This window comes from Rhodococcus sp. NKCM2511 (assembly GCF_014905595.1).
Classification (GTDB): domain Bacteria; phylum Actinomycetota; class Actinomycetes; order Mycobacteriales; family Mycobacteriaceae; genus Rhodococcoides; species Rhodococcoides fascians.
Genome location: NZ_BNHJ02000001.1, coordinates 797,342 through 813,282 on the forward strand (window position 1 = coordinate 797,342; position 15,941 = coordinate 813,282).

The following is a 15,941-nucleotide window of genomic DNA, read 5'->3' on the forward strand; positions in this document are numbered from 1 at the left end:
GACGATCGAGCGAAGGGTGACAGTCATGGCCGAGTGGATCAAGAAGGTCGAAGAGAATGCCAAGGGCCTCATGGCAGAGGCAGAACAGGAATTGACGGCTCTCGAGGGCGCGGACACCGTCGACCTCACCGCAGACGAGCCGGAGGATGCTGCGACCACCGACGACGATGACATCGTCACCAGCGACGATGCACGGGAGCAGGTCTCGGACTGACGTCGGTGCCCGACCCCTCCGTGTCCGGCCGAAGCACTTGGTCCACCACGACGCACGACTGGTCGATGGACGTCGATCGAGATCACCTCTCGCACATCAGACGCCGCCCCGGTGAGTACGCGCCGGGTGGAGTGCTGCACCTGGTTCTCGAAGTCCTCGCGTATGCGGTGGACGAAGCCGAGGATCAGGGAGGCGGTCACGCGACCATCACGTTCGACTCGGACGGCACGATCGATGTAACGGACCTCGGACGAGGTACCGACACACGGTTCGACCGCGGACTCGCAATTCGCAAGCCCGTTGTGAGCACTGCAGATGTTCGCTTCTTCGACCGGCTGGAGCCAGTGCTGTTGGCGGACGGACATGCCCGCCGCGGAATGTCGACTGTCGCAGCGCTGTCGGAGGTGCTCGAGCACACCAACCGTCGGAGTGAGGGCTCGTGGACCCGCCGATACCAGCACGGGTTGCCCGTCACCGAATTGGTGTCGACTGCCCCTACGGATCGGACCGGTACCACGATCCGGTTTCGTCCCGATACGTCACTGCTTGCCGCAGATCAGCTGAGGCCGCACGATCTTCGTGCTCTGGTCGTCGACACCCAGTCCTTCACGGTCACGGTTCTGTAGATCTACTCGAACACGTACCAGCAGATGCTGTTTCTCCTGTGCTGGTCCTCCAACACCAGAGCCCGCACGCTGTCCGGCAGCTGTTCCCTCTGCCACTCATTTTCCGCATACGCCGCGGCTGCTGCGCTCGACGACGGTGCCGCAGCTCGAACTGCCTTGATGGCGTATGCCGCTGCTCCGAGGTCGTGTTCGGCCACGTGCGACACGCATGCGGCCTGACCCGCAGCGTAGGCGGCGAATCGAGCCGCTCCGCGAAGGGGACGCGCTGCGCCCATCGCGTGTCCGCCGAGGGCGCGGGTCTCCATCATCGGCAGCTCGCCGCGTATCCACGCGCCGATCCCGTCGATGGCTTCCCGGGGTCTGGCGTCCGACGGAACCGCGCTCTCGAACAGGGGCAGCACGTGTTCGGCACAGGCAGCAGCCCAGAGTGCCAGGGCCCGATGATCGTCATCGGACAGCAGTCCCCCGCGCCGGGCGGTGACGAGCCGGGGATCTCGAACAGCGGGCAGGATCATCCTCGCTCGCCCTCTTCGCGCGGGCATCGGGCAGTCCAACGTGATTGCACGGTGGCTATCAGAGCACAAAAAAGCCCGAGACCGTGTGGTCTCGGGCTTTTTCGAGTGGTAGCGGGGACAGGATTTGAACCTGCGACCTCTGGGTTATGAGCCCAGCGAGCTACCGAGCTGCTCCACCCCGCGTTGCATCTACGAAGTTACCCCCGCGTGTACGACGAATGCAAATCACGTGACCACGGGGTGCTCGGTCCAGTCGATCAGGCTCGACGCGCGGCCGAGCCGACCCGAACAGCACGTTCGCAGCCCCTCGAAATAGTGCTCCGGGTCTCTTTTCTTGCGTGTTTCGAGTCACATAACGGTCGGGTCACGAAGGTGAAACATTCCCGCCACAATGCGGCTCGAGCTGCACGAACAGGGGGCCCAATCCCACTATGTGGACGGGTCGCATCCCATATCCGGTCAGTGACGGTGAGTGAATCCTCGACTACCTTCACGGACGGCCCTAAACCGCTGGGCTTGCACCACCCCGCCGCTTCTTTCGCTCTGCCCCGCGGGTGTGGTCCCCAATACGTACGGGGGCAGAGCCGCGACGATACGAAGTGCCTGGTTGTTATCGCCATCACCACCGGCGTAACGATTCGCAGGCCAGTCGCGCCAGTCGAGCGCGGAGAGGATTCACCCCGCATGACCACTCAGAACAACTTCGGTAAGCGCGCACTCGGATTGGCCGCCATCGCCGGCGCAGCCGTCGCCATTCCGCTCGGCGTTTCTGCCGGAACCGCCAACGCAGCCACCCACAACTGGGACGGCGTCGCACAGTGCGAGAGCGGTGGCAACTGGAACATCAACACCGGAAACGGCTACTACGGTGGCCTGCAGTTCTCGCAGAGCACCTGGACGGCCAACGGCGGAACCGGATCCCCGGCCAACGCCTCCAAGGCCGAGCAGATCCGCGTCGCGGAGAACACCCTGCAGAGCCAGGGACCGGGCGCATGGCCCGTCTGTGGTCAGCAGCTGACCACCGGCACCTCGGCAGCCGAGCCCGAAGCGGCACCGGCACCGGCTCCTCAGGCAGCACCGGCACCGGCCCCCGCGCCTGCCGTCGCACCCGAGGTCGCAGCAGCTACACAGGCCGCTCAGGGCGCATTCGATGCAGCATCCAAGCTCGCAGACCAGTACGGCCTGAGCACCCAGTTCCAGCACTTCGCTGCTGCGAACGCTCCAGTGCTCGCGCCCATCGGACGCTGATTCACCGGCAGTTCGCTAGAACTGCCTCGTTCCGCTCGCAGTGGATGCCCAGCGCATCCGATGTAGCGAACAACGACAGAGCCGCCTCACCGATTCGGTGAGGCGGCTCTGTCGTTGCAGTCAACCCGGTGGAACAGTGCCGATCAGCTACCGGCCCCGTTGTACGCGTCGACCGCCTTCTGCAGGTTCTCCAGCGCGGTACCGAGCTGCGCCAGGTTGCCGCTCTGCTGTGCAGTCCGCACGGCGGAGAGTGCGTCGTTCAACCCGGTGACAGCGGCGTCCCTGGTGGTCGACCCACCGGTGGACGGAGCCGGATTCGCCGGCGTCGAACCGCCCTCGGACGGGGTCGTCTCGGGTACGGCACCCGGCTGGGTACTGCCGTCGGTCTCCCCCGGCGCCGTGACGGTCCGTCCGGCACCGGCCCCGAACACCTGCTCGATGGCCTCGGGCAGCGTGGCGGCGTAACCGACACGACCCTCGTACGAGACCAACACCCGGATCAACTGCGGATACGCCGACGCCTCGTTGGTGCGCGAGGCGTACACCGGCTCCACATAGATCAGACCGCCGTTGCCCACAGGCAGGGTCAGAAGATTGCCGAACTCGACAGTGTTCTCCCGGCGCACAATGCCGAGGCTTTCGGAGACGTCCGTCGTGGTCGTCATCTGGTTCTGTACCTGATTCGGGCCCTGAGTGGACGTATCGGTCGGCAGCCTCAGCACGGTGATCTTGCCGTAGTTCTCCGGATCCGAATCCGCGCTGACATACGCGCCCAGCACTTCTCGGCGATACCCCACCAGCGCACTGGTCAGCTGGAACGAGGCCTGGTTCTCCTCGTTGGAGATATCGGACGCGACGACGTAGTACGGAGGCTGCTTGGCGGCAGTGTTCTCCGCGGTCGGGTCGGTCGGAACCTCCCAGAACGCGTTGTTGGTGAAGAACTCTCGCGGATCGTTGACGTGGTATTTCGTCAGCAGTTCACGCTGAACCTTGAACAGGTCCTCCGGGTACCGGAAGTGATCCCGCAGTTCCGGAGACACCTCGCTCTTCGGAATGACCGTTCCGGGGAACACGCCTTCCCATGCCTTGAGCACCGGATCGTTCTCGTCCTGCTCGTACAGCTTGACAGTGCCGTCGTAAGCGTCGACGGTGGCCTTGACCGAGTTCCGGATGTACGAGACTTCCCGGCTCGGCAGTGCGCGCGTCGTCGTCGACTCGATGCTGTCGGCAGTGGCATCCTCGAGCGACATCCGCTGGGCATACGGGAAGTTGTCCAGCGTTGTGTAGCCGTCGATGATCCAGACGAGCTTGCCGTCGACGATCGCCGGGTACGTCGAACCGTCGGTGGTGAGCCAGGGCGCGACCTTCTGCACACGGTCTCGGGGATCACGGTTGAACAGAATCTTCGATTCGTCACCGATCACACTCGAGAACAGGATGTTGCGCTCGGCGTACTTGCTCGCGAACACGAGTCGGTTGAAGAAGTTGCCGACGTCGACACCCGCTGCACCGGTGTAGGAGTAGCTCTTGCTGTCAGTGTCGTACTCACGGGGTTCGCCGGCCGAGCCGACGATGGAGTAGTCGGCGTCGGAATTCGCGATGACCGGGCCGAAGTAGATGCGCGGCTGATCGAGGTCACCTGGGCCGTCCTTACGCACGGTTCCCTCGGCGTTGTTCTCGATCCAGTTCACCTGGTAGTTGGGATAACCACCACGCCCGCCGCTGGACTCGTCGGCGACAGCCTCGTCGACGGAGTTGGCAGGAGCAGCAACGAAGCCGTTTCCGTGCGTGAACACGGTGTGGCGGTTGATCCAGTCACGCTGGTTCGCGTCGAGAGTCTGCGGTGAGATCTCACGCGCGGCGACGACGTAGTCGCGGAGGTTGCCGTCCGCGTCCGGGTAGCGGTCGACGGCCAGTGTGTCGGGGAATCCGTAGAAGTTACGGATCTGACGCTGCTGAGTGAACGTCGGCGCGAGGATGTTCGGATCGAGCAACCGGATGTTCGACATCGTGGCCGACTCCGATGCCACTTCGCTCGGGCTCAACGACGCTTCACCCGAATAGTCGCGGTACGAGACCACGTCATCGGTCAAGCCGTACGCAGACCTCGTTGCCGCGATGTTGCGCTCGATGTACGTGCTCTCCTTGTCGGCCGCGTTCGGACGAACCGAGAACTGTTCCATCACCAACGGCCAGACGGCACCGATCAGAATCGACGACAACACCAACAGCGCTGTGGCCAAGGCAGGGATTCTGAGGTCACGAAGGAAGATGGCCGCAAAGAAGGCAATCGCGCAGATGACTGCGATGGCCAACAGAATCAGCTTGGCCGGCAGCACCGCGTTTATGTCGGTGAAGCTGGCACCGGTGAACGTCGGCTCCTTACGACTGCTCGACAACAGCGTGTATCGGTCGAACCAGTAGGCGATGGCCTTGAGCAGGACGAAGGTGCCGGCCAGCACAGCGAGCTGAATCCGCGCCGCACGGGTGAGCGCTCCTTCTCGGCCGGCGAGACGAATACCGCCGAAGACGTACTGCGTCACCAGATTTGCGAAGAATGCAACCAGGATGGCAACGAACAGCCAGTTCAGGATGAAGCGGTAGAACGGCAGATCGAACGAGTAGAACCCGACGTCCAGGCCGAACTGCGGGTCGGTCTGGCCGAAGTCGCCGCCATGCAGAAACAGCTGCACGGTGACCCAGTTCGTCTGCGCGATCATGCCGGACAGGAAACCGAACACGACCGGGATTCCGATGCCGAACAACCGCAATCGGCTCATCACCGTGGTGCGGTATCGAGCGATCGGATCGTTGGGTCCGGCCACTGGAACGAACACCGGGCGATTGCGGTACGCGACGACCAGCGCGCCGAAGACGATGAGCCCGACGACGACCGAGACGACGAGGAAGATCACCAACCGGGTCAACAGAGTGGTGGTGTAGACGCCGCGGAAGTCGACTTCTCCGAACCACAACCAGTTCGTGTAGATATCGATCAACCGCGGACCGATGAGCAGCAAAGCTGCTACTACCAAGGCCAATACGAGCAAGATCCGGCTTCGCCGCGACAACGACGGCATACCGGTGGGGGGCCTCATGCCCACGTGCCACACTCCAACTTCGGGCGACGCCGATGGCGCCGCAGATGACTGTCACGGCGCACCTCGCGTGCGCCGCATGTCCGTTTCGCCCTACTGTACGTACGTTGATCCTACGGCTGTGACGCCCGTACCGCGGCCCCGCCGGACCGCAGGTCAGGAGCATCGACATTCGTGGAACCGTTCGGATGCGAGGATAGTGCGGTGAGCAACGACAGTGACGGACTGCCCGGCCAGGAACATTTCGGAGACGACTTCGACCCCGAGTCGGGCGGACCCGGCGTCGCCGAGGCATTGGCTCGGTGCGCGCGTGAGGTGGCGGACTTCGTCGACGCGGGCGGGTGGGGCCAATCGCCCCAGATGTTCGCGCTGGTGCCCACCGCTGCCCTCGCCGCGGCAGAACCCGGCCTGCTCGACGATCTGGCCGACGGTGCTGCACTCACACCGATCCAGCAGCATTCGTTGCCCGAGGACATCACCGGCGGCTCCCCCGCCCTCGACGAATTCCTCGCCACGTCGACGTGGCCGGAGGGCGTCGTGGGATGCGCACTCGTCCAGGAGATCGTCGTACTCCCCCCGGCGGCGGAGTCGGCACTCGACGATGCGCTGATACCGCTTCTCGCAGATCCCGACGCGGCCGACAACGCGGCACGATCGGCCGCCGAGAACCATCCCGAGAAGCGTGACGCGCGGCTGATCGTGGCAGTGCTCAAGGACGGGCCGTCGTTGACGTTGTTGCAACTGCATCCGGACGAAGACGCCGATCCGTTCGCTCCCATCGACCTTCGCATCGCCGAGGACCTGGCACCCAACGTCGTCCACGGTCTGTACGCGACGTTCGATGTGGTCGACGACGACTGAATACGACCGAGCGGGTCAGCTACACGTCGGAGCGTCTTCGCCCGACCCGATCGCTCGGAGCGAGTCGATCGCGTTTTCCAGCGATTCGACTCGCACCAAGCGCAGACCGTCTGGCACATTCTGTTGCGCCTCACCACAATTGGCGTCGGGCACCAGGAACGTCGTGGCCCCTGCCTCGCGAGCTGCTATCAACTTGTACGGAATACCGCCGATGGGGCCGACCGTTCCCGCTGCGTCGATCGTGCCGGTTCCCGCCACGAATTCGCCGTTGCTCAGCTCGCCGGGACTCAGTTTGTCCACCACCGCGAGGCTGAACATCAAGCCGGCGGACGGACCGCCGACGTCGGCGAGATTGAACTTCACGTCGAACGGAACGTCCGGCTGCTCCTCGGGCGTCACACCGAGATATCCCTTGGACGGATCGTCCGGCCTGGCCCCGAGCACAACGGAACCCGTACGAGGGGCACCATCACGCACGTAGTCGATGTCGAGCGAATCGCCGGGTGCCTTGGCGCTGACGGCCTCGCGAACCGCGCCTGCCGTCGAGACGGGGGTGCCGCCCACCGCAACCAGAGTGTCTCCGATGTTCAGCACGCCTGCGGCGGGGCCGTCCTGGGCCACGCTCGTCACCGACAGCGACACCGGGAGGTCGAGGTGATGCAGAGCGGCGAGTTCGGCACTGGATTCCGATTGCTCGAAATCGGCCTGATTACCTTCCTGCACTTCCTCTTTCGACTTGTCCGGTGGGTACACCTCCTCACGAGGTACCAGTCCCTGACGCCCACTGGCCCAGAACCCGAGAGCCTCGAAAAGATTGAGCTGATCCCGCACGGCCACCGTCGTCATGTTCAGATGGCCTGCGGTGGGGTCGACGTCGGTGCCGTCGATCTGGACTACGGGCACGCCGTCGACGTCGCCGAGAGTGTTGTACGTCGGCCCGGGGCCGAGTGCCGCGAACGGAACGGTGACGACCGAGCCGGTGACGCCCAGCACCACGACCGGTACCAGCGCTGCGACGAGTGTGGCGATCCTTCGGTTCACTCGGTAGACACTAGATCCGAACGTGCGGCGGCGTGGATACCGCCCCTGCCGGAGCCCGACGCACGATGCGACGAAGCCGTTCTGTTCGCCGTCAGCGTGACGATCTTTCGCGCTCCGAGTGCTCATGGCTTGTACCGTTGAGCCATGAGCAATTTTGGTTTCGGTGCTTCCGACGACGACCCGGACAAGAAGAAGGATCCGGACGGGTCGGGTAACCCCGCCGGTTTCGGGTTCGGGGCCGAGGGCTTCGACCCTGCACAGCTGGGCCAGATGCTCACCCAGTTCGGCCAGATGCTCAGCGGCATGGGTGCCGCGGGGTCGGGCGGATCGTCGGCCGGACCGGTCAATTACGACCTCGCCAAGCAGTTGGCCCGACAGCAGATGGGCGATTTCAGCCCGGTGTCGGCCGGGGAGCGTGAGGCCATCACCGAGGCCGCGCACCTCGCCGAGCTCTGGTTGGACGGTGCCACCACATTGCCTGCCGGTGCCACCAAGACTGCAGCGTGGACGCCGGTCGACTGGCTCGACAACACCATCGACACCTGGAAGCGGCTGTGCGATCCGGTTGCCGAGCAGATTTCGGGCATGTGGACCTCGGGGTTGCCGCCGGAGGCTCAGCAGATGGCCGGACCGATGATGGGCATGCTGACCCAGATGGGCGGAATGGCGTTCGGCTCGCAACTCGGTCAGGCACTGGGCCAACTGTCGAAGGAAGTTCTCACCTCCACCGACATCGGTCTCCCGCTCGGCCCGTCGGGCACCGCCGCGTTGCTACCGTCGGCGATCGCGTCGTTCAGCGAAGGTCTCGAGCAGCCCGAGCGTGAGGTGCTGGTGTTCCTGGCCGCCCGCGAGGCTGCACACCAGCGGCTGTACAGCCATGTCCCGTGGCTGCGCCAGCGGGTTCTCGCCACTGTCGAGGAATATGCTCGCGGCATCCGCATGGATTTCTCGGCAATCGAGGAAGCCGCTGCCGGGCTCGACCCGTCGGCGCTGACGGATCCGTCGAAGATCGAAGCGCTGCTGCAGCAGGGTTCGTTCGAGCCGCAGACCACACCCGAGCAGAAGCACGCTCTCGAACGTCTCGAAACGTTGCTGGCACTGGTGGAGGGCTGGGTGGAGACCGTGGTCACGGCCGCACTCGGCGACCGTCTCCCCGGCGCGGTTGCCCTCGCCGAGACCATTCGCCGTCGCCGCGCCTCCGGCGGCCCGGCAGAGCAGACGTTCGCGACGTTGGTCGGTCTCGAGTTGCGTCCCCGCAAGGTGCGCGAGGCCGCCGATCTGTGGCGCCAACTACTGGCCGCCGCGGACGTGGAGGGCCGCGACGGGGTGTGGGCACACCCGGATCTCCTGCCCGACGCATCCGACCTGGACAATCCGGCGGCGTTCATCGACCGAGTCGTGGGCGGCGGCACCTCCAGCTTCGACGACCCCATCGCGCAACTCGAGGCGATGGAGGCAAAGGAGGCCGCCGAGCGGGCGGAACACGGCACGGACGACGCCTCGGAGGACGGCGACGACCATCCGGACAAGGGCTCTTCCACACCCTGAACCCGGACGGCGCACACCAATGCCGTCGGTCCCGTCGAACGCCTGCTCGAAGCCCATTTTCCCCTGTGGATAACGTGCTCCGAGCGGGCGTTTGCCGTCGGACCGAGTGTCACAGTGTGGTTCATGATCACATCGACCGTTCGACTCGATCCCGCGGTGGCCATCCTGCCGCGACGGGACGGAACCGTTCAATTGGGGTGGAGCCCCGAGACCAGCGTCGTCGTCACTCCCCCTCCCGGTGCGGAACCGGGCTCGATACTCGAGATCCTGCGGCTTCTCGCGGCAGGACGTTCCAGGCCTCACATCGTCTGTCACGCAATGACGTTGGGTTTGTCCGCGAACCGAGTGTCGTCGATGCTCGCCGAATTGGACGATTCCGGCCTGCTCGTGCACGGCACGAGTGGCCCGGCGTCGAGCAACGCGGACGCTCCGTCGAGTGAACTGCGCGACATTCGTTCCGTGCATCTCGTGGGCCGTGGGCCGCTCTCGGATGCGCTGACCGCTGGGTTGCGGCGCACCAGTGTCGCGGTGACCAGAACGAGCCTGACCCCGACACGCTATCCGCACCTCGCCGTGAACTCGTGGCAGTACGACGTGGTCGTGCTCACCGACGACCTCGTCGCCGAGCCCCGCCTGGTGACCGATCTGGTGCGGAAAAGGATCCCGCACCTGCAGGTGCGACTGCGGGACGGGAAAGGAATCGTCGGCCCGTTCGTGGTGCCCGGACAGACGAGTTGCCTGCGCTGCGCCGATCTCACCCGCTGTGATCTCGATCCGGAGTGGCCGCACCTGTCCGCACATCTGCTCGGCACGGTGGGCCAGGCGAGTACCGCCACGGTGTTGGCCACGGCGGCGTTCGCGTTCGCGCAACTCGAGACCCTCATCGATCGCACGGACGGAACGATGCCCGAAACCACCGACTGCACGATGGAGCTGAGTTTCGCGGCAACCGGTACGTCCGTGCACAAAAGACAGTGGACGCGACATCCGCATTGCGATTGCTGGTACTGACGACACGGTCACTCGACCACCCGCCCACCTCGGCAGTCGAGGCCACGGTTTCACCGGTCCGAGCATTTGTCGGAAGGTTCAGCCATGATGGAGCTGTGTCAGACATACCGCGCCGTGGATCCACTCGTACCGCGAAACTAGCCAGCATTCCCCTGGGAATGGCCGGACGTGCCGCGATGGGCTTCGGAAAGAAGCTCGCCGGCGGAAACCGCGACGAGATCGACGCGGACATGGCCGCCAAAGCAGCCGAGCAACTCTTCTCCGTCCTCGGAGAGCTCAAAGGCGGGGCCATGAAGCTCGGTCAGATGCTGTCGGTGATGGAAGCCGCCGTCCCCGAGGAGTATTCGGAGCCCTACCGTGAGGCACTGACGAAGCTGCAGGCTCAGGGCCCGCCCATGCCGGCCAAGACAGTGCATCGCGTACTCGATCAACAACTGGGTACGGCGTGGCGATCACGGTTCGAGAGTTTCGACGACACCGCTATCGCCTCGGCCAGCATCGGCCAGGTCCACCGAGCCACGTGGGCGGACGGGCGCGACGTCGCGGTCAAGATCCAGTATCCGGGTGCGGACGACGCCCTGCGGTCGGACCTCAAGACTCTGTCTCGTTTCGCGAATCTGTTCAGCACGGTGCTCGCCGGTACGGACGTCAAGCCCGTGCTCGAAGAGCTGACGGCTCGCACCGAGGACGAGCTCGACTACCGTATTGAGGCAACCAATCAGCGCGCCTTCAGCAAGGAATTCGCGGGCGATCCTCGGTTCGCGGTACCCAAGATCGTTGCCAGCGCCCCGAAAGTGGTTGTGAGCGAATGGATGACGGGCAGGCCCCTGGCCGATGTGATCGCGCACGGAACTGCGGACGAGCGTAATCGAGCCGGCGAACTACTCGCGCGGTTCGCGTTCGAGTCTCCTGCGCGCGCGAAGTTGTTGCACGCGGACCCACATCCGGGAAACTTCATGATGCTCGACGACGGCCGAATGGGCGTCATCGATTTCGGGGCATGTGCTCCGATGCCCGACGGCCTGCCTCCGGTCCTCGGCCGGATGGTCGCACTCGCTCGTGACGACAAGTTCGACGAACTGGTCGAACTGTGCACCGAAAGTGGCTTCGTGGTGCCGGGTCGCACGGTGACGGAGAAGGAGATTGCCGATTACCTTCGCCCGTTCACAGACCCGATTCACACCGAGTCGTTCCACTTCACTCGGGCGTGGCTGCAGAAAGCGGCAGGCACCGCAGCCGATTTCAACAGCGCACAGTTCCGCACCGTTCGCTCGCTGAACATGCCGCCGGAGTACGTGATGATCTTCCGGGTACTGGGCGGCCTGGTGGGAATCTGCGCGCAGCTCGACGCCTATGCGCCGTACATGGCAATTCTGACGGAATGGTTGCCCGGCTTCACCGAGTGAATCACTCGGTGAAGCCGGACCTCCGGATCGAGCGTCATGCCGCGTTCTTACGTGGTCGTCCGCGAGGACGCTTGCGTGCGATGACAACACCCTGTTCCAGGATCTCGCCACCCCATACGCCCCATGGCTCGGCGCGATCCAATGCGGCGCTGAGGCAGGTTCGGCGGATGGGGCATTCGGCGCACAGCGCCTTGGCCTGCTCCAATTCGGCAGGGGTGTCGGCGAACCACATGTCGGGGTTCGCCGCTCGGCAAGGCACAGACAGCTCGAGCTCCGCCGATTCGGCGAAACTTGTTGCTGCGTAGGTGCTTTCGGACTCTGGTCGGCATGTCGTCCGGATCGTGGCGGTTGACACGTCGGTCTCCTCTACTTTTCGTGCGGCGTCGTTATCGGTTCGAGGGGTAATGCGAACCATGTCGGCCTCACGCTCGGGTAGAGGATCTACCTGAACGACAAAGGCCACGGTCCGCGAGTGCGGGTCCGTGGCCTGGTGGGCAAATCGAAGCGTCTACCTACAGTGAAGTCGGTATCTGCTGTCGAACACGGACGCGCGTGGTGCGCGGTGACGTCGATTGGTGTACACAGCGGGTGCTGCCAACGCCAGGACGCCGGGGGCGGAATTCGACCCGAGGGCTTCCGATGCGGACTGGTGCATCGGGCCGAAAGCGGTGGGACGAATCCACGTCTGCGCAACCGAGCCGGCGGCTACGGCCGCAGCAGCGGGCGTACCGACCAGTGCATCGCCGAAGGGCGTTGCACCGCAGACAGGGCTGAGCACGACGGTTGCTCTTGCACCGGCGATGTCGAATGTGTCGATCATGTTCTTCAGCTCCTGTTCTGGTCTCGTGGGCGGACTGGGCAGTGTGCGGTCTCCCGCGACACGAGAAACAGACTAAGCCCCCCGCCGAGATCTGCACAAGTTATTTTTGACCAGCAGTTTTACGGCATCTGTTCGACGGACGGTTACCGGTCGGAAGAGCGCACCACCGTGAGCACGTCCTCGCCGAAGCGCTCGAGCTTCTTGGCCCCGATTCCCGGTATCGCTACGAGCCCACGCTCGTCCTGCGGTTGCTGTTCCGCGATAGCAGTCAACGTGTTGTCACTGAACACGACATATGCGGGCACCTTGAGTTCACGGGACTTGTCCAAGCGCCACGACTTCAACGCGTCGAGCAGGGCGATGTCCACGTTGGACGGGCAGCTATCGCATCGTCCGAGCATCGTGGCCGACGTGCCGATCAGCGGCTTACCGCAGATTCTGCACTTGGGCCCGGACCTCTTGGCCGCGGGTGCCGCGATGCGCGACGCGGGCGAATCCTCGGGCACCAATCCGACAAGGAATCGGGAGCGGCGACGCGACTTGCGCCCACCCTCGTTACGGGCCAGGGCCCACGACAGGTGCAGGTGGACCCGCGCCCGGGTGACACCCACGTAGAGAAGGCGACGTTCCTCCTCGACGGCGGCCTCGTTGTTCGCAGTGGGATCGTTGCCGATCGCGTGAGATATCGGCAGCGTTCCGTCGGCAAGCCCGACGATGAACACTGCATCCCACTCGAGCCCCTTCGCCGCATGCAACGAGGCCAGCGTCACGCCCTGCACCGTCGGTGGATGCCGCGCCTCGGCGCGAGCCGCGAGTTCACCGAGAAGTGAGTCGAGGGTCAGTTCGGGGTCGTGCACCAGCAATTCCTCGGTGAGTTGCACGAGACCTCCCAGGGAGGCCCACTTCTCCCGCGCCTGCGCACCGGTCGGCTCGGTAGCCGTCAACCCCAGTGGAGCCAGCACGGCCCGAACCAGACCGGTCAGGCCGTCCCCGGCACGAGAACCGTCGGGTAGATCGTCTCGGCCCGCAGCCTGGCGCAGTGCATTGACTCCCTGCCGCACCTCGGGTCGAGTGAAGAAACCCTCGCCGCCGCGAACCTGATAGGGAATCTTCAGCTCGGTCAGGGCCTGCTCGTGCGCCTCGGACTGCGCATTGATGCGGTACAGAATTGCGATCTCGGCAGGCTCGACGCCTTTCGAGATCAACCTCTTCACCGCGCGTGCCACTCCGTCCGCTTCGGCGGGCTCATCGTCGTACTCGAAGAACTCCGGCTCCGGACCGGAATCACGCTGACCGATCAGCTGCAGCCGAGTGCCCGCAATGCGACCCCGCGCGGCACCGATCACGCGATTGGCCAACGACACGACCTCCGGTGTCGATCGGTAGTCACGTTCGAGACGGACAACCGTGGCCTCGGGATACTTGCGAGAGAAGTCGAGCAGGTAGCGAGGGGACGCTCCGGTGAACGAGTAGATCGTCTGATTCGCATCCCCGACGACGGTGAGGTCGTCACGATCGCCCACCCAGGCGTCGAGAACCCGCTGTTGGAGCGGCGTCACGTCCTGATACTCGTCGACGACGAAGCAGCGATAGCGTTCGCGGAATTCGTCGGCCACCGAAGAGTGCTCTTCGAGCGCCGCGGCGGTGTGCAGCAGCAGATCGTCGAAGTCGAGCAACATGCCGTCGCCGCCGCGAGATTTGAGTTCTTCGTATCCCGCGTACACCGCAGCGACCTTGGCTGCGTCCATGGGCACGTCGCGTCGGTTGCTCGCCGCTATGCGCGGGTAGTCCTCGGGGGCGATCAACGAGCCTTTCGCCCACTCGATCTCGCCCGCGAGGTCGCGGATGGCGTCGGTGGACGTGGAGACGCCGGCCCGGTTCGCTGCCTGCGAGACCACGGTGAACTTACGGTCGAGCAACTGCCACCCGGTGTCGCCGACGACCTGTGGCCAGAAATATTTGAGCTGGCGCATCGCGGCAGCGTGGAAGGTACGAGCCTGCACCGGAGGTCCCTCTCCCCCGACGCCGAGTTCTCGAAGACGGCCGCGCATCTCACCGGCCGCCCGCGCGGTGAAGGTGACCGCCAACACCTGGCCGGAGGACACGTGCCCCGCGGACACGAGATGCGCGATGCGTCGAGTGATCGTGCGAGTCTTGCCCGTTCCGGCCCCGGCGAGCACACAGACCGGACCACGAGGAGCCAGCACTGCCGCGGATTGCTCCGGATCGAGACCGGCAGTCATCGCGTCGTCAGCCATGGGTCCATTGTGTCAGTGCCTACCGACAGCGATGTCCGGGCCCGACGCCGCCGAGACTCGCCGAGGCCGCCGTCACGGAACAATCACCTGCGCCCTGCTGTTGACTGTCTCCGTGACCACTACCGAGAACACCCCACAGACCCCGGCCGCGCTGACCGTCTACTCCACCACCTGGTGCGGGTACTGCCGCCGGCTCAAGACTCAGCTCGACGAGGCGGGAATCGCCTACTCCGAGATCGACATCGAGCAGAACCCCGAGTCCGCCGAGTTCGTCGGCAGCGTCAACAACGGAAACCACATCGTGCCCACCGTGCAGTTCGCGGACGGATCGACGGCAACCAACCCCAGTCTCGCCGAGGTCAAGCGCGCTCTGTCGCTCTGATCGAGCGTCAGGTCGTCGCTGCCCACGCCTCCAGCATCCCGCGAGCGATCGAGATGGATCCGGGAAGCAGCAATCGAGACGTCGACTCCGATCCCCAGTCGCCCAGTTCGAGGGCGGCGACGACCTCGGTCCGCTCGAACCAGTGCGCCTCGGCGATCTCGCCGTCCTGAAATGCGAGCGGCTGATCCGGGTCGGCGACGGCCGAGAAGCCGATCATCACCGAACGCGGAAACGGCCACGGCTGACTGCCAAGATATTCGATGCCGGATACGTCCAGCCCCACTTCTTCCTTGATCTCCCGCGCGACGCAGGTCTCCAGCGATTCGCCGGCCTCGACGAATCCGGCCAACACCGAGAACCGACGTTCGGGCCACATCGGTGCGCGCGCCAACAGCACTCGATTCGCGCCGTCGTGAACCAGGCAGATCACCGCAGGATCGGTGCGCGGAAACTCTTCGTGACCCGAGGACGTGCTGGTCCGCGACCAGCCTGCAGCCGACGGAACGGACGAAGCGCCGTCGAGCGAGCTGAACCGCGCACTGGCGTGCCAATTGAGGATGGCCAGAGCCCCGGTGACCATCGACAGCGACACACTGTCGAGGCGCTCACCGTCGGTTCGCAGGTCTCCCAGCGTGCCCTGGACGAGTTCGACGCGTCGGGTCCACAGGTGCCGGTCGCCATGAATTCCGAGGAAGACCACGTCCTCGGTCGGTTCCGTGGCCACGTCTGCGGCGTCGACGAAGACCAGACCACCGTCGTCCACTGCGAATCTGCCGCGACCGTCCACGTCGAGTATGCGAGCCGTGGACCAACCGGCGGCCAGTGCCGCTGTGTCGCGGCGCAATTCCTCGGCCCGGTCGAGCGGTGATCGAGACAGTCGAGGTGGATGGACGAGCTGAAAATTCGGCACGCT

The 15,941-nt window shown here is 64.8% G+C and carries 15 protein-coding genes and 1 tRNA gene; 8 read left to right on the forward strand and 8 right to left on the reverse strand.

Annotated elements, in window-relative coordinates:
* Window positions 1-25: 25 nt before the first annotated feature.
* Together JLZ96_RS03580 and JLZ96_RS03585 are read left to right on the forward strand one after the other, a co-directional pair.
* On the forward strand, window positions 26-214 hold the full coding sequence (locus JLZ96_RS03580; RefSeq protein WP_201009505.1) for a hypothetical protein: 189 nt from the start codon (window positions 26-28) through the stop codon (window positions 212-214).
* A 5-nt stretch (window positions 215-219) separates the two neighbouring features.
* Entirely contained in the window at window positions 220-840 is a 621-nt protein-coding gene (locus JLZ96_RS03585; RefSeq protein ID WP_201009506.1) for a hypothetical protein, read from the forward strand.
* A gap of 2 nt (window positions 841-842) precedes the next feature.
* Here the strand turns inward: JLZ96_RS03585 and JLZ96_RS03590 are convergent, their stop codons facing one another.
* On the reverse strand, window positions 843-1,355 hold the full coding sequence (locus JLZ96_RS03590; RefSeq protein WP_201009507.1) for a putative immunity protein: 513 nt from the start codon (window positions 1,353-1,355) through the stop codon (window positions 843-845).
* Between the two features lie 106 nt (window positions 1,356-1,461).
* Window positions 1,462-1,538, reverse strand: a tRNA-Met gene (locus JLZ96_RS03595).
* Window positions 1,539-2,039: 501 nt separating this feature from the next.
* Here JLZ96_RS03595 and JLZ96_RS03600 point away from each other — a divergent pair.
* Complete coding sequence (locus JLZ96_RS03600; protein WP_032370731.1) at window positions 2,040-2,603, forward strand: transglycosylase family protein; 564 nt, start codon at window positions 2,040-2,042, stop codon at window positions 2,601-2,603.
* A 143-nt stretch (window positions 2,604-2,746) separates the two neighbouring features.
* On the opposite strand, the gene JLZ96_RS03605 is transcribed toward JLZ96_RS03600, so the two are convergent.
* Complete coding sequence (locus JLZ96_RS03605; RefSeq protein ID WP_027496560.1) at window positions 2,747-5,707, reverse strand: UPF0182 family protein; 2,961 nt, start codon at window positions 5,705-5,707, stop codon at window positions 2,747-2,749.
* 288 nt (window positions 5,708-5,995) lie between these two features.
* Between JLZ96_RS03605 and JLZ96_RS03610 the strand changes: the two genes are divergently transcribed.
* Entirely contained in the window at window positions 5,996-6,562 is a 567-nt protein-coding gene (locus tag JLZ96_RS03610; RefSeq protein ID WP_201010649.1) for a PPA1309 family protein, read from the forward strand.
* A gap of 15 nt (window positions 6,563-6,577) precedes the next feature.
* Here JLZ96_RS03610 and JLZ96_RS03615 read toward each other — a convergent pair whose 3' ends face one another.
* Window positions 6,578-7,603 carry a PDZ domain-containing protein gene (locus JLZ96_RS03615; protein ID WP_201009508.1) on the reverse strand — a complete coding sequence of 342 codons (1,026 nt, stop codon included), beginning with the start codon at window positions 7,601-7,603 and terminating at the stop codon, window positions 6,578-6,580.
* Window positions 7,604-7,747: 144 nt separating this feature from the next.
* Between JLZ96_RS03615 and JLZ96_RS03620 the strand changes: the two genes are divergently transcribed.
* The 3 genes from JLZ96_RS03620 (at window position 7,748) to JLZ96_RS03630 (ending at window position 11,568) form a co-directional block, all read left to right on the forward strand.
* Complete coding sequence (locus JLZ96_RS03620; RefSeq protein ID WP_032366328.1) at window positions 7,748-9,151, forward strand: zinc-dependent metalloprotease; 1,404 nt, start codon at window positions 7,748-7,750, stop codon at window positions 9,149-9,151.
* 123 nt (window positions 9,152-9,274) lie between these two features.
* The gene (locus tag JLZ96_RS03625; RefSeq protein WP_032372873.1) at window positions 9,275-10,162 is read left to right on the forward strand and encodes a hypothetical protein; all 888 of its coding nucleotides are present in this window, start codon (window positions 9,275-9,277) and stop codon (window positions 10,160-10,162) included.
* A gap of 95 nt (window positions 10,163-10,257) precedes the next feature.
* Window positions 10,258-11,568, forward strand: a complete 1,311-nt coding sequence (locus tag JLZ96_RS03630) for an AarF/ABC1/UbiB kinase family protein (protein WP_027496556.1) — start codon at window positions 10,258-10,260, stop codon at window positions 11,566-11,568.
* A 34-nt stretch (window positions 11,569-11,602) separates the two neighbouring features.
* Here the strand turns inward: JLZ96_RS03630 and JLZ96_RS03635 are convergent, their stop codons facing one another.
* The 3 genes from JLZ96_RS03635 to JLZ96_RS03645 all read right to left on the reverse strand — a co-directional run bounded on the left by JLZ96_RS03635 (window position 11,603) and on the right by JLZ96_RS03645 (window position 14,646).
* The gene (locus tag JLZ96_RS03635) at window positions 11,603-11,923 is read right to left on the reverse strand and encodes a WhiB family transcriptional regulator (RefSeq protein ID WP_027496555.1); all 321 of its coding nucleotides are present in this window, start codon (window positions 11,921-11,923) and stop codon (window positions 11,603-11,605) included.
* Window positions 11,924-12,076: 153 nt separating this feature from the next.
* On the reverse strand, window positions 12,077-12,388 hold the full coding sequence (locus tag JLZ96_RS03640; protein WP_032370728.1) for a hypothetical protein: 312 nt from the start codon (window positions 12,386-12,388) through the stop codon (window positions 12,077-12,079).
* 143 nt (window positions 12,389-12,531) lie between these two features.
* On the reverse strand, window positions 12,532-14,646 hold the full coding sequence (locus tag JLZ96_RS03645) for an ATP-dependent DNA helicase UvrD2 (protein WP_032370727.1): 2,115 nt from the start codon (window positions 14,644-14,646) through the stop codon (window positions 12,532-12,534).
* A 112-nt stretch (window positions 14,647-14,758) separates the two neighbouring features.
* Between JLZ96_RS03645 and JLZ96_RS03650 the strand changes: the two genes are divergently transcribed.
* Window positions 14,759-15,028, forward strand: coding sequence for a mycoredoxin (locus JLZ96_RS03650; RefSeq protein ID WP_032366324.1), 270 nt, complete (start codon window positions 14,759-14,761; stop codon window positions 15,026-15,028).
* Between the two features lie 7 nt (window positions 15,029-15,035).
* Here the strand turns inward: JLZ96_RS03650 and nudC are convergent, their stop codons facing one another.
* Window positions 15,036-15,938, reverse strand: a complete 903-nt coding sequence (gene nudC, locus JLZ96_RS03655) for an NAD(+) diphosphatase (protein WP_201009509.1) — start codon at window positions 15,936-15,938, stop codon at window positions 15,036-15,038.
* Window positions 15,939-15,941: the final 3 nt, after the last annotated feature.